Origin of the sequence: Streptomyces sp. NPDC020747, assembly GCF_044334695.1 — a bacterium.
GTDB lineage: Bacteria > Actinomycetota > Actinomycetes > Streptomycetales > Streptomycetaceae > Streptomyces.
Genome location: NZ_JBIRTJ010000002.1, coordinates 718,801 through 735,436 on the forward strand (window position 1 = coordinate 718,801; position 16,636 = coordinate 735,436).

Genomic DNA, 16,636 nt, shown 5'->3' on the forward strand with positions numbered 1-16,636 from the left:
GGACACGAGTCAAGAATGCGAGCACCGGTGCAGAAAACGCGGCCTCGGCGCAAAGGCAGGCAGTCGGCCTCGGGTGAAGCCTCCGGGCACACGCCGAACTCGCCGACCGCACAGAACACCCCGGACCCCGCGGGCCGCGGTCGCCCCGCGCACGTACGCAGTCGGCTGATCATCGCCGTCGCCGTCGTGGCCGCCGCGATCGCCGGAGCCGGCGCCCCGTCCGTGATCGCAGCGTCGAGCGAGCTGAACGACTCGCAGAACCTGGTGACGCTCGCCGGACGCACCCAGGACGCGCTGGCCCTCGCCCACTCGCTCTCCGACGAGCGCGACGAGGTCACCTCCTACGTCGCGGCCGGCCGGCCCGACGGCAAGGGCCCCTCCGAGGGCCGCAGCGCCCGCGTCGACCGGCAGGTCGACGAACTCCGCGCGGCGGCCGTCGAGGCGGACGCCCCCGCCGCGTTCGTCGAGACCCTCGACGACATCGCCACCGTGCGCCGAGCGGCGCTCACCGGGAAGAGCACCGCTCTCGAAGCGCATCAGGCGTACTCCGCCGCCCTCACCGAACTCCACGGCCTCGCCGAGGAACTGGCCGAGCAGCTCCCGCCCCGCGCGGGCGCCGGCGCGCACGCCCTCGCCGACCTCGACACCGGGGTCCAGCAGGCCGCCGCGACCCGCGGCCTCCTGCTCGCGGCCCTGAACGTCCCCACGTCCACCCGGACGTCCACCGACCCGATCACGGGCCTGCCCACGACGAGCACCACGTCGACCGCCGCCGGCACCAAGCAGCGCAACGCGCTCACGGCCGCCGCCATGCAGGCCAACGTCCGCGAACAGGCCGCGATCGCCGGCTTCCGCGAGACCGCGCCGAAGACCGACCGCGCCTCGTACGACTCCACGGTGACCGGCGCCGAGGTCAACACCGCCGACAAGTACCTCGCGAGCCTGGCGAACCGGCCCACCCTCTCCGACTCCCAACTCGGCACCGACAGCAAGAAACTGGACGCCGCACTCTCCGCCCGCGTCGAGCAGATGCGTGGCGTCGAGGCCTCCCTCAACACCCAACGGGCCAAGGAACTCGCCCAGTTGAGGGACGACGACGTCACCGCGCTGGAGATCCGGATCGCCATCCTCGGCGCCCTGATGCTGCTCGCCGTCGGTGTCGCCACCGGCATGGCCCGCTCGCTCACCCGCCCGCTGGCCGTCCTGCGCCTCGGCTCGGCCCGCCTCGCCGCCGAACCGGCCACCGAGGAACCGGTCAAGTTCACCGGCCGCAACGACGAGTTCGCCCAGGTCGTACGTTCCGTCAACACGCTCCACGCGCACGCCCTCGCGGCCCACGAGCGGCTGGCGGCCCTGGAGGACGACCGCAAGCACCTCATCGGCAAGCGCCAGAAGATGGCCGACGAGCGCGACCGTCTCCGCTCCGAACTCGCGGACGCCGTCGCTCACTTGGAGCAGGTCCGCACCAGCATCCACGGCACCTTCGTCAACCTCGCGCTGCGCACGCTCGGCCTCGTCGAGCGCCAACTCGGCGTCATCGAGGGCCTGGAGGAGCGCGAGCAGGACCCCGACCGGCTCGCCACCCTCTTCCGGCTCGACCACTTCGCCACCGTCATGCGCCGACACAGCGAGAACCTGCTGGTCCTCGCGGGCGCCGACCACGGCCACCAGCACCCCGGCCCGGTCCCGCTCGTCGACGTCGTACGCGCCGCCGTCAGCGAGATCGAGCGGTACGAGCGGGTACGGATCGCCGCGCTGCCGCCGCACGCGCACCTCGCCGGGTTCGCCGCGGACGACATCAGCCACCTGGTGGCCGAACTCCTGGAGAACGCCTCGTCGTTCTCGCCGCCCGACGTGCCCGTCGAGGTCTCCGGCTGGCTCCTGGAGAGCGGCGAGGTCATGCTCTCCGTCCAGGACGAGGGCATCGGCATGACCGGCGACCGGCTCACCCAGCTCAACGCCCGCCTCTCGGACTTCGACCCCGAGGACGCGTACGACCAGGAGAGCGGCGAGGGCCTCGGACTCGGCCTGTACGTGGTGGCCCGGCTCGCCCACCGGCACGGCGTACGGGTGCAGTTGCGCGAGCAGAAGCAGGGCGGCATCACGGCGGTCGTCGTGCTGCCCAAGTCCCTGCTCGCCGCCGCTCCCGCCGTCGCCGTCCCCTCCGCGACCACCGCTCGCACGGCGGGCGCCGCTCCCGCGCTCTCCCTCCCGGGCGCGGACGCCGAGGTCAACTCCAATGTCCTGTACGCCCGTTCGGACCGCGACCCGCTGATCGCGGCGGCGGAGGAGTCCCTGCGGGACACCGGCGAAGCCCACGAGGACGCGAGCCCGCTGGGCGGCATGGACGAGGAACAGTCCTCCCAGTCCGCGGACACGACCGAGCCCGTCGCCACCGGTCCCGAGACGACCATGGTGCTCATGGCGCCGGTACCGCCGGCCGAGGACCCCGCCGAGCCCGCCGAAGCCGACGTCCGCGACCCCGAATCCCGCGAACCCGCAGCCGGCGCCCCGTCCGTCACGCTCCCCGCCCAGAAGAGCACCGACCCGTACGCCATCGGCCCGGACGCCCACGAGCGCGTCCCCGACGCCGACGCGCCGCACCAGCCACAGCCGGCGTACGAACCGCAGACAGCGAACGAACCGCAGGAATCGCACACACCGCAGGAACCGGACGAGCCGGTCACCGACAAGGGGCTGCCCAAGCGGACGCCCAGGATCTCCGCGCCCGCCCCGGCGGCGCGGCCGCGCAACTCGTCCGTGGACGCCGAGGCCCTGCGCCGCAGGCTCGGCGGCTTCCACAGCGGTGCGAACCACGGCCGCCGTGACGTCGAAGCGGAGATCGCCGAACAGACGTCGGGGCTGCAGCAGCCCGCCGCACATGCCGTAGAAACCAAGGGGGACACAGTCGAGGAGGCAAGCAGTTGACCGCGCCCAGTACCTTCGGACTGAGCAGTGAAGCCCGCAATCTGCACTGGCTGCTGACGAACCTCGTCGAGGAGGTGCCGGGGCTCCTGTCGGTCGCGGTGGTCTCCTCCGACGGTTTGCTGCTGCTGTCCTCCGACCCCGGGAGGAACGCCCAGGCACGTCGCGGCAGGGAGAAACTCACGAGCCCCAGGGGCTCGGCGGCGGACCTGGCGGCCATCGTGTCCGGCATCGGCAGCCTCGCCATCGGCGCCGCCAAGCTGATGGACGGCGGCGGCGTCAAGCAGACGATGGTCGCGATGGAGGACGGCGGCCTTTTCATCATGTCGATCAGCGACGGTTCGCTGCTCGGTGTGCACGGCGCCCCGGACTGCGACATGAGCGTCGTCGCGTACCACATGGCGCTCTTCGTGGGCCGTGCCGGACACGTCCTGACCCCCGAACTCCGCAGCGAGCTGCGGCAGTCGATCGAGGCCACGACGATGGAGGCGGCCAAGTGAGCGACCTGAGCGGCACGCCCAGGCTCCCCGTCCGCGGCGGCGACCGGAAACCTGCCCGCGTACGCCCGTACTCGCTCACCGGCGGCCGTACGCGCTTCGGGCACGTCCTGCTCGTCGAGACGTTCGTGGCGGCGCTCGAAGCCTCGCCGGAGCGCCCGGAACTGGAGAACGGTTCACTCTCCACCCGGGTGATGCCGGAGATGCGGGCCATCGTCGAACTCTGCCGCCGGATGCGGACGGTGGCCGAGGTCGCCGCCCTCCTGAAGATGCCGCTCGGTGTGGTCCGGGTGCTCCTCAGCGACCTGGCGGACCAGGGAAAGATCCGTGTGTACGGAACAGGTCACGGCCCGGGACAGCCGGACCGCGCTCTGCTGGAAAGGGTGCTGAGTGGACTCCGTCGTCTCTGACGCCTCCCGCGTCGCAGATGCCTCGCGATACCCCGGGTTTCCCCAACTCATCGAGCCTGACGATGAGTTGAAGGCCTGGCAGAAGGACCGTACGCGCGCCCCGATCGCCACGAAGATAGTGGTGGCCGGCGGCTTCGGCGTCGGCAAGACCACCCTCGTCACCGCCGTCTCGGAGATCACGCCCCTCCAGACGGAGGCGCTGATGACCGAGGCGAGCGAGGGCACCGACGACCTCAGCTCGACCCCGGAGAAGCTGACCACCACCGTGGCCATGGACTTCGGCCGCATCACGCTCGACGACGACCTGGTCCTGTACCTGTTCGGCACGCCGGGGCAGCAGCGGTTCTGGTTCATGTGGGACGACCTGGTGCGCGGGGCGATCGGCGCGGTGGTCCTCGCCGACACGCGCCGCCTCAAGGACTGCTTCCCGGCGCTCGACTACTTCGAGAGCTGCGGGCTGCCGTACGTCGTCGCCGTCAACCACTTCGACGGCAGCGAGACGTACGAGCCGGAGGACGTACGCGAGGCCCTCACGATCCCTCCGCGCATACCTGTCATGATCATGGACGCGCGCCACAGGTTCTCGGTGATCGAGACCCTGCTGGCCCTCGTCGGCCACGCACTCGAAGTCAGCCCGGAATAACCGGAACAAGACGTACGTACGCAGAGAAGGACAGGCATGCGGAAGATACTCGTCGTCGGAGCCGGCCAGTCCGGACTCCAGCTCGCCCTCGGACTCCAGTCGAACGGGTACGAGGTCACCCTGATGTCCAACCGGACGGCGGACGAGATCCGTACCGGCCGCGTCATGTCGACGCAGTGCATGTTCCACACGGCGTTGCAGCACGAGCGCGATCTCCAGGTGAACTTCTGGGAGTCCCAGGCCCCGAAGATCGAAGGACTCGGCGTCTCGGTCGCCGCCCCCGGCTCGCACGACCCCGGGCCGACCCAGCGCGTGATCGACTGGGTCGGCAAGCTCGACGGGTACGCGCAGTCCGTCGACCAGCGCGTCAAGATGGCCGGCTGGATGGAGACCTTCGCCCAGCGCGGCGGCCAACTGGTCATCCACGGCGCGGCGGTCGGCGACCTCGACTACTTCTCCCGTACGTACGACCTGGTCCTCGTCTCGGCCGGCAAGGGCGAACTGGTGTCGATGTTCGGCCGCGACGCATCCCGCTCCCCGTACACGGAGCCGCAGCGCGCGCTGGCCGTCGCGTACGTCCACGGCCTGGGCCCGCGCCCGGAGCACCCGGACTATGACGCGGTCCGCTGCAACCTCGTCCCCGGTGTGGGCGAACTCTTCGTCATGCCCACCCTCACCACCTCCGGCCGGGCGGACATCCTCTTCTGGGAGGGCATACCCGGCGGCCCCCTGGACGCCTTCCAGGGCGTCAAGGACCCGGCCGAGCACCTCTCCCTGACCCTGGAACTCATGGAGCGGTTCACGCCGTGGGAGTACGCGCGGGCCACCAAGGTCGAACTCACCGACGCCGGCGGCACGTTGTCCGGACGCTACGCGCCCACGGTCCGCAACCCCGTCGGCCGGCTGCCCGGCGGCGGCCTGGTCCTCGGTGTCGGCGACGTGGTCGTCGCCAACGACCCGATCACCGGCCAGGGCTCCAACTCGGCCTCGAAGTGCGCCGCTTCGTACCTCGACTCGATCCTCTCGCACGGCGAGAAGGAGTTCGACGAGACGTGGATGCGGGACACCTTCGAGCGGTACTGGGACACGGCCCAGCACGTGACCAAGTGGACCAACGCGATGCTCGGCGCACCGCCGGAGCACGTCCTCAACCTGATCGGCGCGGCAGGCCAACTCCCCCCGGTCGCCGCCCGCTTCGCGAACGGCTTCAACGACCCGTCGGACTTCGAGAACTACTTCTACGACCCGGAGAAGACGGGCGCGTACCTCGCCTCGGTCTCCGGAGCCTGACGGGACGGTCGCGCTGCCCCCCGCCGTGCTCGTCCCCGCACGGCTACCAGCGCAACTCCCCTTCTCGTCCTGGAGAGTTCCTGTCGGACCGTCCGCGTCGAGGGTTGCCAGGCGGACGACGGTGCCGGCGCTCTCTTCCACCGCCGGCCTTCCGACTCCGAGGGCCGCGGTCATGTCGGTGGCGGTGGTGCCGGGCTCAAGCGCGTTGAACTTGATGGGGCATGTTGAACTCCGGCCGGTCGGGGTTGTTCACCGCCCAGAACGACCCGAGGCTGCTCGAAACGTTGACCACGGTGGGGTTCGGGGCCGTTGAGGACTTCGCTGCCGAGGACGCCCGCGTTGTTCACCAGGACGTCGAGCCGGCCCTCGGCCGAGTCGATCGTCGCCGGCGCGTTGCTCATCGATGCCTCGTCGGTCACGTCGAGTTGCACGAACCGAGCGCCGAGCCGGTGGGCGTTGAGCTGCTCGACATAGGCAGGTAGAAAGCGCGCAGATCGCTGTCGGACATCGAACGACCTCCGGATGCGTGCGGTGACGGAACTCAGATCTGGTTCAGGCCGCCGTCGACGTACAGGCTCGAACCGGTGATGAAACTGCTCCGGTCGGAGGCGAAGAAGGCCACGGCGGCGGCGACCTCCTCGTACACGCCGAGCGCCTCGTCGCCGACGTCCCCGTTGGTGGACCCGGGGCTACTGGCCCGCTATGTCACCGCCCTGGGATACGGCATGGCCGTGCAGGCCGCGAGCGGTGTGGGCCGCGACGAACTCCAGGCGATGGCCGACGTCGCCCTGCGCAGCTGGCCGCCCTCCTGAGAACGGTGCCCGGGCTCTCACCTCGGGTGCGGGTCGGCTGAGGCTGATCGCGCGGTTCCCCGCGGCCCTGGGTAGGAAGGCGAGCTGTAGCCGTCGTCCGAACCGTCCGTCGCGCCCTCGGGGAGCTGCGGCGGGGTGTAGCTCGGCAGCGGCTCCTCGTCGGTGTCCGGGCGGACCGCACCCAGGATCGGGTTGGCGGCGATGGGGGACACCTTGACCGTCGCTCCCGGTCTCGGCGCCTGGACGACCATGCCGTCGCCGAGGTACAGGGCGACATGGGTGGCCTCGGGGAAGTAGACGACCAGGTCCCCCGGCCGCAGCTCGCTCAGCTCCACGCGAGGCAACTGGGCCCACTGCTCCTGGCTGGTACGGGGGATGGCACGTCCCGCGCTGCCCCAGGCCTCCGACGTGAGACCGGAACAGTCGTACGTGTCCGGGCCCTCGGCGCCCCACTCGTACGGCTTGCCGATCTGGTCCACGGCATGGCGCAGCGCCCGGTCCCCCTCACGGGAGGGCGGCTGCGCACTGCTCAGCGCACCCGAGGCCACGAGTTCGTCCTGCGCCTCGGCCACCCCCGACTTCTCCAACTCGGCCACCCGGGCGAGCTGTTCGGCGCTCAGTGAGACGAGCAGCTCCTCGACGTCCTTCAGCCGCTTCCCGACGAGGTCTCGGTCCTTCTTCTGCCGTTCGGCGAGGGTGAGTTGCTCGTCCAGCGCGCGCCGGGCCTCCCGCGCCAGCCCGTCGGTCCTCCGCTCGTCCACCACCAGCCGGTCGACCGTTCCGGCGCGCTCCAGCGAGACCTGCCGGATCACCTGGCCCTGGTCGAGCGCGTGTTGAGGGTCGCGGGCGAGCAACAGCCGTACGTACGAGGAGATCTCGCTCGTGCCCTGGTACTGCTGCCGGGCGAGCCGTCCCGCGGCGCCGCGGCTGCCCTGGAGCGAGAGCCGGGCCGCGGAGAGGCGCCCGTTGAGCTTCGCGACCTCGCTCCGCTGCCGCTTCAGCTTCTCCTCGGTCGCGTTGTACGTCTCGGTCGCCTCCTCGGCCTCCCGGTACAGCCGCTGGAGGTCGGTCAGCAACTCGGCGACGGACGGCTCGCCTTCCGGTACGGAATCCGGCGCGAAGCTTTCGCCCGGTTCGGGTGCGAAGCTCGCGCCCGGCTCGGGTACGAAACTCTCACCCGGCTCGGGTACGGAGCTTTCGCCGGGCTCGGGCACCGCCGCCGCCGGGCCGGGTGCGAGGACGGCGCCGGCCGCGATCGCCGCCGTACAGACCAGCCGCAGAAGCCTTCCTGACACGTCATCACCTCCGGTGCGGGGCGCGGCCCTTCCGCTCCTCCGCACCACGAGCGTCAGACGCGCGCGCGAACCCCGCGCGGCGAGCGTGGGCGATCCGGCCCAACGAGGTCACTCGTCGGTGTCGTCCGACTTGCCGTCCGGCGTGGCGTCTGGCTTGATGCGCGCCGCGGTGTCGGGCTCGGCCTCCGGCTTGGACCACGGCCACCGGAGCCTGCCGCCGCTCGTGTCCGTGGGGTCGTACTGGTACTTCCACCCCTGGTGCAGCGCGAGCCGCCTGCTGGTCCCCGCCTGTACGCGCCGGTAGACGAGCACGGTCGGGGGGCCACCGGCGTTGTCCGGGACCGGGACCCGGTACACCTTCGGCGGGTGTCCGGTCGCACCGAGCAGGACCGGCAGCACCCGGCCGTCCAGGGGGCCGCCTTCGAAGGGGGTGTCTTCGCTCTTCACGCAGCCAGTGTCACAGCAGGTGCGCCGCGTCACTCACGACGGGCAGCACGCCACGTGCGAATGCGCCCATCGGGCCGTCCGCGGCCTCCATCGCCAGCGCGGCCCGTACGGCTCCGGCCGTCTGGGCGTCGCGCCCCGCGGCCGCCACCAGGCACGCGACGAACTGCTCCACGAGCCAGTCCCGCAGCTCGTCCAGCGGGGGTTCCTTCTCCTCGTCCAGCCAGATCAGGGAGGCGGCCTCGACCGCCGTGATCCACATCCGGACGGTCATCCGCAGCCGGGGTGCCGGCTCCTCGACCTCCAGATGAACCAGGATGTGCTCGGCGGCGGCCCGTCGCACGCCGTCCACGATGGCCGTGGTCCGGGAGGTCTCGACGACGCTTCCGCCCTGGAGCAGCGCGCTGAATCCGGCGTCGTGCTCGTCCACGAAGGCGAGATAGCGGTCCAGGGCGTTGGAGAGGCGCTGGGTGAGCGGGCCCTCCGGGGGTTCGGCGAAACAGTGCTCCAGCTCTTCCGCGGCGGACCTGAGCGCGGCTTCGTACAACTGCTGCTTGCCGCCGGGGAAGTACCGGTACACCAGGGGTCGGGAGACGCCCGCCGCTTCCGCGACATCGTCCAGGGAGACGTCCTCGGGGGGCCGTACCGCGAACAACGACAATGCCGCGTCGAGCAGTTGGCTGCGGCGCTCCTCGACGCTGAGCCGTCGATACGCGCGTGTGGGGACGTCCGAGGCCATGCCCCGCAGCGTAACCTTTCTCGCCCCCGCCGCCCCTACCCGTCCCATCCCTGGGGGCCGCGCCCCCAGACCCCCGCTGATCGGCCTGAACGGCCTCGTCCTCAAACGCCGGACGGGCTGGGTGGGGGCTGAGTGGGTCGGGAGCCGGTCACGGACGCCACGCTCCCCGGGGCGATGGTCAACGATTCTCGCGTCGGCTGCGGATGTTCAGGGTGATGGCGGAGACGAGGAACCAGAAGGCGCCGAAGGCCGAGTAGCCGGCCAGGGTGGACAGGCCGCTTGTCGCCGAGGCGGACATGGTGGCGAAGGAGGTACCGGCGAGGACGGACAGGCCGCCGCTGATGACCATGGGCCACTGGGCACCGACGGGTGCGCCGGCGCAGGATCGCCACGACCAGCTGGATCGCTCCGGAAAGGAGCGCCCAGATGCCGAACACGAGCAGGGTCGTCCCGACGGTGGAGAAGGCGGCGATGACCATCCCGGCGGTGGCGGCGAGGCCGAGAGCCATGTTGGTGGTGCCGACGCGGTCCGTGGAACCGGTGCCGGCCATGCGGCGCTCCAGGAGCGTGGCGACGACGTCCCAGAGGGGGTAGACGACGAGCAGCACGGCCGCGATGGCCGTGGGCTCGTCCGTCGACACGAGCGAGGCCGAGGTCGCGGCGACGAGTGCCACTCAGACCAGGGAGAAGGCGACTCGGATCAGATGGAGCGATCGGAGCCCGGAGAGCGTCGTCGAGGTCGTGGTCGTACTCGAAAGCACGGTGGTCTGAGTCATCGGGTGTCCCGTTCTGTGATCGTGATGGTGATCGTGTGAGACGGTCGCCTCGATGAGGAGTCTCAGCGGCCTCGGGAGGGGCCGCGTACTTCGAACGAAGTAGTTCCGCCATCCACTTCGAAGCGAACGATTTCTGCCCTCCCCATCGCCCGGACCGGGCCCGCCGTCCCGAGGCGCCGCACCTCGTCGCCTATTCGGTGGCCGCGCTGGTCCTCACCGGCCAGATCGTGGCGGTGATCCTGCGGGGGTCGGACTGGCCGACGGCCCTCTCCGCGCTCCTCGCCGGTGGCGGTGTCGCCCTCTCGTGGCGGATGCCGTGGGCAGGACTGGTCGTGACGAGCGCGGCGTCCTTCGCCGTCACCGCGGTGGGCCACGACCCGCTGTCGGTGTGGATGATGGCGGTGCTCGTGCTGTTCTCGGTCACCGTCACGAGATCGGGGCCCAGCTGTCCGTGTCGCCGTTCACCGTGAAGACCCTTGCGGTGCGGGCCATGACGAAGGTCGGCGCACGTGATCGAGCGCAACTCGTCTCGTTCGCCTTCCGGGCCGGCCTCTATCCCTGAGCCCGCCGAGCGGAACCCGGAAGCAGGTGGCCGCCCCCTCAGGCCGGCAACCGCTCACGCCGGCAACCGCTCACGCCGACAACCCCTCAGGCCAGCAGCCCCGACGACCGCCAAAGCCTTCGCCCCGCCCCCCGCAAGACCCCGATGTCGTCCAGGAAGTCGGTCAACCGCTTCGCGCCCGTCTGCATGATCTCCCGCCGGTGCCCGCTCGCCTTCACCTGGGCCATCGCCTCACGCCGGTCGAGCCCCACGTTCTCGTACACGTCCGGATTGACGAAGGCGACGGAGAAGACGCGCGCGAACTCCCCGGACGTGACTCGCGTGAACTCCTGCGACCACCGGGGCGCGGTCATCATCTGCCGGCGCAGTTCCTCCCGCGCGTACCGGACGTGCCGGGCCTCCTCCACGACGTGGATCCGTGTCACACCCCGGACCAACGTCTGCACCCGCTCGTCCGGGAACGTCAGCCGCTGCATCCAGTCGAGGACCTCCTCGCCCAGCAGCGTCGCCGTGAACGACCCCGGCGTGGTCGACACCGTCTTGAAGAAGCGCCCGAGGTTCTGATGGGCCCGGCTCACCGGATACCACGGCGTCCCGCCCGACGCGATCAGCCGCGCGAACATCTTCGAGTGCCGGCACTCGTCCTCGATCTCGGTCAGCGCGTAGCGCACATGGGCGCTCGTCGCCGCCTTGTCGTAGATGTGCCGCACCAGCAGCTGCATCAGGATGATCTCGAACCAGATGCCCAGCGAGGCGAGCGCGGCGGCCTCGTGCCGCGACAGCAGGATCCGCTGCTCCTCACTCATCCGCTTCCACAGCGGAGTGCCGTACAACGACACCAGCTCCGGCGGCCAGAACCACTTCCCCTCCTCGAAGGGCGCGTCCCAGTCCAGCTCCTTGTCCGGGTCGAAGGAGTGCTTGGCGGAGGAGTCGAGCAGCCGCTCGGCCACCTGCTCCCGGTCCTTGAGCAGGCCGAGCGCGTCGCGCAGTGCCTCGGCCTCCGTCACGGTCGTCATGGCTGTGCCCACCTCGTCGTACCGAAAGCAGCGGAAAGAATCCGGGTTACCGGCGGTCACCTCTTATGAGACTGCTTGTCAGCAAGCCCGTCAATCCCTCGCGCGCAACTTGTTGACCCGTCGTCTACTACGTAGGAGCCTGCGCAACATGGCCACCTACGACCTGTACGCCAATGACCCCGGAGCCCCCCTCTGGCAGGTGCCCGCGACCGGCGCGGCACGGTTCAGCTGGGAGTACGACGAAGGGCGCGAACGGCTGCTGGCCCTCTACCAGAAGGGCAAGGACAAGCAGTGGGACGGCCAGAAACGGATCGACTGGGCCCTGGAGGTGGACCCGCACGATCCGCTCGGCACCCCCGACGAGTCGATCTCGATCCACGGCACGCCCCACTGGGCGAGGATGAACGACCGCGACAGGGGCGAACTCCGCAAGCACTTCGCGTCATGGCAGTTCAGCCAGTTCCTGCACGGTGAGCAGGGGGCCATGGTCTGCGCGGCCCGCATCGTCGAGTCCGTGCCCGACCTGGACGCCAAGCTCTACTCCGCGACCCAGACCATGGACGAGGCCCGCCACGCGGAGATCTACGCCCGCTTCCTCCACGAGAAGATCGGGATGCTCTACCCGGTCAACGACAACCTGCGGTCACTCCTCGGCGACACCCTCCGCGACTCCCGCTGGGACATGCCCTACCTCGGCATGCAGGTCCTCATCGAGGGCCTGGCGCTGGCCGCGTTCGGCATGATCAGGGACACCACGGACAAGCCGCTGCCCAAGCAGATCCTCGCGTACGTCATGCAGGACGAGGCCCGCCACGTGGCCTTCGGCCGGATGGCGCTGCGCGACTACTACAAGCAGCTCACCGACGCCGAGCTCCGCGAACGCGAGGAGTTCGTCATCGAGGGCTGCTACCTGATGCGCGACCGGCTGCGCGGGGTGGAGGTCCTGGAGAACTTCGGCATCCCCAAGGCGGAGGCCGAGGAGTACAGCGAGCGCTCCGAATTCCTCGCGCTGTTCCGCCAGTTGCTGTTCTCCCGCATCGTCCCCTGCGTCAAGGACATCGGCCTGTGGGGCAAACGCCTCCAGCAGGCCTACGTCGACATGGGCGTCTTCGACATGGGCAACTCCAACCTCGACCTCCTCATGGCCCAGGACGAGGAACTCGCCGAACAGCTGGACGCGGAACGCTTCGCCGCGGAGGAGAAGGCACGGGTCGCGGAGGTGGAGCAGGCGATCGAGGCGGGCGCGGAGTCCTAGACGCGGAGACCTAGACAGGGCACTCCACGTCGGGAAGGGCCCGGGTCTCCTCGGACAGGGCCGTCGGCGCCGCCTCCCCGGCGGGGAACGGCGTCCGCAGCGTGAACGCGTACGCCGTGGCCCCGTGCGCCCGCAGATGCAGCAGCCGCTCCTCCGCCTCGGCGACCGTCGGCCGGTGCCCCGCCGGCACCCACCACAGGGCCGTCATCGCCTCCTGGACCCGCTCGAACCACTCCCTGCGCCGGGCCAGCAGCTCGCGGTGCTGCCCCTGGTACATGAAGGCGGTGAGGGCGTTGGTGTCCCGCCACACCGACATGTTGAGGATCAGCCACTCGTCGCCGAAGACGGCCACGTCCGTCGCGTTGCCCGAGTCGCTCTGCAGACGCCAGACGAAACCGTCGGAGGTGTCGGCGACCGCGTTCACCGGGTCGAGCGCGTCGACGAAGTCCTTCAACCGCGGGGAGTCCAGCGGGGCTTGGAGCCGGGCGATATTGACCTGGGCGAGTTCGTACGCGGCTGCGGGCTGAGTCATGACCGAACGGTAGGTCGGCCCCGAATCGCACAACACCCCCGTCTCACGAAGCGGACATTACGGTGCAAGCACCGCCTCCATCACGGCCCGTGCGATCGGCGCGGCGTCCCCGCCCCCGCTGATGTCACCCCGGTCGGCCTCCGCGTCCTCGACGACGACCGCGACGGCCACGGCCGGCCCCATCGCGTCGTCCGCCTTCGCCCAGGAGATGAACCAGGCATACGGCGTACCGGAGTTGTGGATGCCGTGCTGGGCGGTGCCGGACTTGCCGCCGACCGTGGCGCCGGGGATGGCGGCGTTCTTGCCGGTGCCCCGCTCCACCACGTCCGTCATCAACTCGCGCAGCCGCACGGCGGTGGCGGGGTTCATGGCCTGGTGGAGGGTGCGCTGCCCGGTGGCCGACACCGTGTCGCCGTCGTCCGTGGTCGTCCGCTCCACCAGATGGGGCGTACGCACCGAGCCGTTGTTCGCGACGGCCCCGGCGACCATCGCCATCTGCAGCGGTGTCGCCCGGGTGTTGTACTGGCCGATGGAGGAGAGCGCGAGCTGCGCCTGGTCCACCCGGGTGTCGAAGGTGCTGGGGGACACCCGGAAGGGGATTCTCAACTGCCGTTCGTTGAAGCCGAATCCGGCCGCCCCCGCCCGCATGCCGGTCACCCCCACGTCCACGCCCAGCTTGGCGAACACGGTGTTGCACGACCAGGTGAAGGCGTACCGCAGGGACGCGTCCGGGCAGCCCTCGACCTCGTTCGTCAGCCGGACCGAACTGCCCGGCAGCCGGTAGGGGTCGGGGGACTTCGTGGGCTCGTCGACGTCCTCCACCACCCCCGCGTCGAGGGCCGCCGCGGCGGTGACCACCTTGAAGGTCGAGCCGGGCGGATACGTCTGCCGCACGGCCCGGTTGAGCATCGGCTTGTTGGCCGCCCGGTTCAGCCGCGTCCACGCCCGGGCCACCCCCGAGTCCGTCCCGGAGAGCTCCTCGGGGTCGTAGGAGGGGGTGGAGACCAGCGCCAGGATCCGGCCCGTGGACGGTTCGAGCGCGGCCACCGCGCCCCGCCGGTCGCCGAGCCCCGCGAACGCCGCCTCCTGCGCGGCCGGGTCGAGGGTCGTGACGACGTGACCGCCGGGGTTGCGGGCCCGGGTGAGGTCGTTCCACAGGGGGAGCGGCGACAGCAGCGGGTCGGTGCCCGCCAGGACGTCGTCCTCGGCGCCCTCCAGCAGGTTCGTCCCGTACACCTGCGAGGCGAAGCCGGTGACGGGCGCGTACAACGGGCCGTTCCTGTACGTCCGTTCGTAGCGGAACTGCTCCCCGGAGTCCTTGGAGCCGGTGACCGGCCTGCCGCCGACGAGGATGTCGCCGCGCGGCTGGCCGTAACGGGCGATCGTGTGACGGCGGTTGGCCGGGTTCTCGTCGTACGAGCGGGCCTGGACGAGCTGGATGCGGGTGGCGTTGACGAGGAGGGCGAGCAGCAGCAGGGCGCAGAAGGCGGCGGCGTGCCGGATGTACCGGGTCATGGGGCGGCCGTTCCCGGTCATGACGTGACCCCTCCGTCGGCCCTTTCGGCCCTTTCGGCCTTTTCGGCTCTTTCGGTTCCTTCGGCCTTCGCCGTCCCGGACCGGCCGCGTGCCGAGTCGCTGAGGCGCATCAGCAGGGCCACGATGATCCAGTTGGTGACGACCGACGAACCGCCCTGCGCCAGGAAGGGCATCGCCATGCCGGTCAGCGGGATCAGCCCCGTCACGCCGCCCGCGATCACGAAGACCTGGAGGGCGACGATCGAGGCGAGTCCGATCGCGAGCAGCCGGCCGAAGGGGTCGCGCAGGGCGAGGCTCGCCCGGTAGCCGCGCTCGACCAGCAGCCCGTACAGCAGGAAGATCGCGGAGAGGCCGGCCAGGCCCAGTTCCTCGCCGGCCGTGGCCAGGATGAAGTCCGACTTGGCGGCGAAGCCGATGAGGACGGAGTGGCCGAGGCCCAGCCCGGTGCCGAGCATCCCGCCTGCGGCGAACGAGAAGAGCGACTGGGCGAGTTGGTTCGGTCCCAGGCCCGCCTCGATCGACGCGAACGGGTGCAGCCAGTCCTCGACCCGGCTGTGCACATGCGGTTCGAGCCAGCCGACGGCGACTGCCCCGCACGCCGCGAGCAGCAGGCCCACCGCGATCCAGCCGGTGCGGCCCGTGGCGACGTACAGCAGGATCACGAACAGGCCGAAGAAGAGCAGCGAGGTGCCGAGGTCCCGCTCCAGGACCAGCACCCCGACGCTCAGCAGCCAGACCGCGAGGATCGGGCCGAGGACGCGCCCGGTGGGCAGTTGGAGCCGCCAGATACGACGGCCGGTGTACGCGAGGGCGTTGCGGTTCGCCGCGAGGTAGCCGGCGAAGAACACGGCCAGCAGTACCTTCGCGAACTCGCCCGGCTGGATGGAGAATCCGGCGATCCTGACCCAGATCCGGGCGCCGTTCACGGCGGGGAAGAAGATCGGCAGGACGAGCAGGACGAGGGCGCTCACGACGGACACGTACGTGTAGCGCTGGAGCACCCGGTGGTCGCGCAGCAGCACCACGACCGCGATGAACAGGCCCATGCCCAGCGTCGACCAGACGAGCTGTGTCGGGGCCGCCGGATCGTCCGGGGTCTCCAGGTCGAGCCGGTAGATGAGCACCAGGCCCAGTCCGTTGAGCAGGACGCCGATCGGCAGCAGCAGCGGATCGGCGTCCGGGGCCCGCAGGCGTACCGCGAGATGCGCGAGGAGCGCGAGTACGCCGAGCCCGGCGCCGTAGCCGACGGCGCCGGGCGGGACCGACCCGGTCCGGGCGATACCGACGTCGCAGTAGCCGTATACGGAGAGCAGGACGGCCACGACGATGAGGGTGAACTCGATGCCACGGCGCCGGGGGAGGGGGACGACGGGAGCCGGCGGGTCCGCCTGCGCTGTCGTTCCGGGCGAGAGCATGTCCGGAACGTAGCAAGCGAAACGGTACATGTCCCGCTATAGAGTGTCAAACGGGCTTCTTGGGTGGTGCGCCTCGGCCGCCCGGTCAGGGGCGCCGGGCGCTCAGCACCAGCGGGGCGCCGGACCGATGTTGTCGATGAAGCGGGCCGTCGCCCAGGCCCAGGTGCCGTCCGCGAGGAGGTACCAGAGGTGGTTGCCCTGGACGTTCTCGCCGCTCGTCTTGCAGAAGATGGAGACCTTCTGGCCGTGGCCGACGAAGCCGACGATGGCGCTGCCGCGGGTCGGCCTGTCGCGGAGGTTCAGTCCGCCGGGCGCGGTGACGACGCCCTTGTAGAGCTTGTGGTGACTGCCGTTGTCGTGGTGGCCCCAGTCGTCGTTCGCGAGAGCGGGACTGGCGGCTCCGACGACGAGGGCGCCGCCGGCGGCGGCTATGCCTATACGGGTGAGAGCGGTACGCAGTGACATTGCTGGCTCCTCCAGAAGGGGGCA

At 70.6% G+C, this 16,636-nt stretch carries 19 protein-coding genes and 2 pseudogenes; 10 read left to right on the forward strand and 11 right to left on the reverse strand.

What is annotated here, in order from left to right:
* Positions 1–27 precede the first annotated feature (27 nt).
* The 5 genes from ACH4YP_RS08280 to ACH4YP_RS08300 are packed head-to-tail and all read left to right on the forward strand — an operon-like array spanning position 28 to position 5,765.
* On the forward strand, positions 28–2,928 hold the full coding sequence (locus tag ACH4YP_RS08280) for a nitrate- and nitrite sensing domain-containing protein (protein ID WP_398489888.1): 2,901 nt from the start codon (positions 28–30) through the stop codon (positions 2,926–2,928).
* A complete protein-coding gene (locus tag ACH4YP_RS08285) occupies positions 2,925–3,425 on the forward strand; it encodes a roadblock/LC7 domain-containing protein (protein WP_361069609.1) in 501 nt (166 codons plus the stop codon). Before ACH4YP_RS08280 ends, ACH4YP_RS08285 begins: the two co-directional genes overlap by 4 nt.
* Positions 3,426–3,430: 5 nt before the next feature.
* Entirely contained in the window at positions 3,431–3,832 is a 402-nt protein-coding gene (locus ACH4YP_RS08290) for a DUF742 domain-containing protein (RefSeq protein ID WP_189838446.1), read from the forward strand.
* A complete protein-coding gene (locus ACH4YP_RS08295; RefSeq protein ID WP_398489890.1) occupies positions 3,813–4,475 on the forward strand; it encodes a GTP-binding protein in 663 nt (220 codons plus the stop codon). Before ACH4YP_RS08290 ends, ACH4YP_RS08295 begins: the two co-directional genes overlap by 20 nt.
* Positions 4,476–4,511: 36 nt before the next feature.
* On the forward strand, positions 4,512–5,765 hold the full coding sequence (locus ACH4YP_RS08300) for a styrene monooxygenase/indole monooxygenase family protein (RefSeq protein WP_361069612.1): 1,254 nt from the start codon (positions 4,512–4,514) through the stop codon (positions 5,763–5,765).
* 170 nt (positions 5,766–5,935) lie between these two features.
* Here the strand turns inward: ACH4YP_RS08300 and ACH4YP_RS08305 are convergent, their stop codons facing one another.
* The 6 genes and pseudogenes from ACH4YP_RS08305 to ACH4YP_RS08330 form a co-directional block, all read right to left on the reverse strand.
* Positions 5,936–6,310: an SDR family NAD(P)-dependent oxidoreductase gene (locus tag ACH4YP_RS08305; RefSeq protein WP_398490042.1), complete on the reverse strand. Its 375-nt coding sequence runs from the start codon at positions 6,308–6,310 to the stop codon at positions 5,936–5,938.
* A pseudogene (locus ACH4YP_RS08310) lies at positions 6,307–6,417 on the reverse strand (SDR family oxidoreductase); the annotation flags it as partial. The pseudogene ACH4YP_RS08310 and the gene ACH4YP_RS08305, both read right to left, overlap by 4 nt.
* 177 nt (positions 6,418–6,594) lie before the next feature.
* Positions 6,595–7,872, reverse strand: a complete 1,278-nt coding sequence (locus tag ACH4YP_RS08315; RefSeq protein ID WP_398489891.1) for an NlpC/P60 family protein — start codon at positions 7,870–7,872, stop codon at positions 6,595–6,597.
* Between the two features lie 108 nt (positions 7,873–7,980).
* Positions 7,981–8,319, reverse strand: a complete 339-nt coding sequence (locus ACH4YP_RS08320; protein WP_361069618.1) for a hypothetical protein — start codon at positions 8,317–8,319, stop codon at positions 7,981–7,983.
* A 10-nt stretch (positions 8,320–8,329) separates the two neighbouring features.
* A complete protein-coding gene (locus ACH4YP_RS08325) occupies positions 8,330–9,055 on the reverse strand; it encodes a helix-turn-helix domain-containing protein (RefSeq protein WP_361069621.1) in 726 nt (241 codons plus the stop codon).
* Positions 9,056–9,233: 178 nt separating this feature from the next.
* On the reverse strand, positions 9,234–9,404 hold the full coding sequence (locus ACH4YP_RS08330; protein ID WP_398489893.1) for a hypothetical protein: 171 nt from the start codon (positions 9,402–9,404) through the stop codon (positions 9,234–9,236).
* Positions 9,405–9,481: 77 nt separating this feature from the next.
* Here ACH4YP_RS08330 and ACH4YP_RS08335 point away from each other — a divergent pair, with 77 nt between their 5' ends.
* The 4 genes and pseudogenes from ACH4YP_RS08335 to ACH4YP_RS08350 all read left to right on the forward strand — a co-directional run.
* Positions 9,482–9,649: a hypothetical protein gene (locus tag ACH4YP_RS08335; protein WP_398489895.1), complete on the forward strand. Its 168-nt coding sequence runs from the start codon at positions 9,482–9,484 to the stop codon at positions 9,647–9,649.
* A gap of 21 nt (positions 9,650–9,670) precedes the next feature.
* Positions 9,671–9,826, forward strand: a complete 156-nt coding sequence (locus ACH4YP_RS08340) for a hypothetical protein (RefSeq protein ID WP_398489896.1) — start codon at positions 9,671–9,673, stop codon at positions 9,824–9,826.
* A 202-nt stretch (positions 9,827–10,028) separates the two neighbouring features.
* A complete protein-coding gene (locus ACH4YP_RS08345) occupies positions 10,029–10,301 on the forward strand; it encodes a hypothetical protein (protein WP_361055291.1) in 273 nt (90 codons plus the stop codon).
* Positions 10,262–10,393 (forward strand): annotated as a pseudogene (locus tag ACH4YP_RS08350) (LuxR C-terminal-related transcriptional regulator); the annotation flags it as partial. The gene ACH4YP_RS08345 and the pseudogene ACH4YP_RS08350, both read left to right, overlap by 40 nt.
* Positions 10,394–10,479: 86 nt before the next feature.
* Here ACH4YP_RS08350 and ACH4YP_RS08355 read toward each other — a convergent pair.
* Positions 10,480–11,409: a diiron oxygenase gene (locus ACH4YP_RS08355; protein ID WP_398489897.1), complete on the reverse strand. Its 930-nt coding sequence runs from the start codon at positions 11,407–11,409 to the stop codon at positions 10,480–10,482.
* A gap of 148 nt (positions 11,410–11,557) precedes the next feature.
* On the opposite strand from ACH4YP_RS08355, the gene ACH4YP_RS08360 reads away from it, so the two are divergent.
* Positions 11,558–12,664: a ferritin-like domain-containing protein gene (locus tag ACH4YP_RS08360; RefSeq protein WP_398489899.1), complete on the forward strand. Its 1,107-nt coding sequence runs from the start codon at positions 11,558–11,560 to the stop codon at positions 12,662–12,664.
* A 10-nt stretch (positions 12,665–12,674) separates the two neighbouring features.
* Here the strand turns inward: ACH4YP_RS08360 and ACH4YP_RS08365 are convergent, their stop codons facing one another.
* The 4 genes from ACH4YP_RS08365 to ACH4YP_RS08380 all read right to left on the reverse strand — a co-directional run bounded on the left by ACH4YP_RS08365 (position 12,675) and on the right by ACH4YP_RS08380 (position 16,612).
* On the reverse strand, positions 12,675–13,196 hold the full coding sequence (locus ACH4YP_RS08365) for a DUF3291 domain-containing protein (protein WP_361055068.1): 522 nt from the start codon (positions 13,194–13,196) through the stop codon (positions 12,675–12,677).
* A 57-nt stretch (positions 13,197–13,253) separates the two neighbouring features.
* On the reverse strand, positions 13,254–14,711 hold the full coding sequence (locus ACH4YP_RS08370; protein WP_398490044.1) for a peptidoglycan D,D-transpeptidase FtsI family protein: 1,458 nt from the start codon (positions 14,709–14,711) through the stop codon (positions 13,254–13,256).
* 17 nt (positions 14,712–14,728) lie between these two features.
* A complete protein-coding gene (locus ACH4YP_RS08375) occupies positions 14,729–16,147 on the reverse strand; it encodes an FtsW/RodA/SpoVE family cell cycle protein (RefSeq protein WP_398489900.1) in 1,419 nt (472 codons plus the stop codon).
* 102 nt (positions 16,148–16,249) lie between these two features.
* Positions 16,250–16,612 carry an SH3 domain-containing protein gene (locus ACH4YP_RS08380; RefSeq protein ID WP_361055073.1) on the reverse strand — a complete coding sequence of 121 codons (363 nt, stop codon included), beginning with the start codon at positions 16,610–16,612 and terminating at the stop codon, positions 16,250–16,252.
* Positions 16,613–16,636 lie beyond the last annotated feature (24 nt).

Excerpts from the sequence above, each read along its gene's own strand:
- ACH4YP_RS08340 (WP_398489896.1), top strand. The coding sequence starts at position 9,671 with ATGGCCGTGGGCTCGTCCGTCGACACGAGCGAGGCCGAGGTCGCGGCG.
- ACH4YP_RS08355 (WP_398489897.1), bottom strand. The coding sequence starts at position 11,409 with ATGACGACCGTGACGGAGGCCGAGGCACTGCGCGACGCGCTCGGCCTG.
- ACH4YP_RS08300 (WP_361069612.1), top strand. The coding sequence starts at position 4,512 with ATGCGGAAGATACTCGTCGTCGGAGCCGGCCAGTCCGGACTCCAGCTC.
- ACH4YP_RS08360 (WP_398489899.1), top strand. The coding sequence starts at position 11,558 with ATGGCCACCTACGACCTGTACGCCAATGACCCCGGAGCCCCCCTCTGG.
- ACH4YP_RS08370 (WP_398490044.1), bottom strand. The coding sequence starts at position 14,711 with ATGACCCGGTACATCCGGCACGCCGCCGCCTTCTGCGCCCTGCTGCTG.
- ACH4YP_RS08325 (WP_361069621.1), bottom strand. The coding sequence starts at position 9,055 with ATGGCCTCGGACGTCCCCACACGCGCGTATCGACGGCTCAGCGTCGAG.
- ACH4YP_RS08380 (WP_361055073.1), bottom strand. The coding sequence starts at position 16,612 with ATGTCACTGCGTACCGCTCTCACCCGTATAGGCATAGCCGCCGCCGGC.
- ACH4YP_RS08335 (WP_398489895.1), top strand. The coding sequence starts at position 9,482 with ATGCCGAACACGAGCAGGGTCGTCCCGACGGTGGAGAAGGCGGCGATG.
- ACH4YP_RS08375 (WP_398489900.1), bottom strand. The coding sequence starts at position 16,147 with ATGCTCTCGCCCGGAACGACAGCGCAGGCGGACCCGCCGGCTCCCGTC.
- ACH4YP_RS08365 (WP_361055068.1), bottom strand. The coding sequence starts at position 13,196 with ATGACTCAGCCCGCAGCCGCGTACGAACTCGCCCAGGTCAATATCGCC.
- ACH4YP_RS08330 (WP_398489893.1), bottom strand. The coding sequence starts at position 9,404 with ATGGTCATCAGCGGCGGCCTGTCCGTCCTCGCCGGTACCTCCTTCGCC.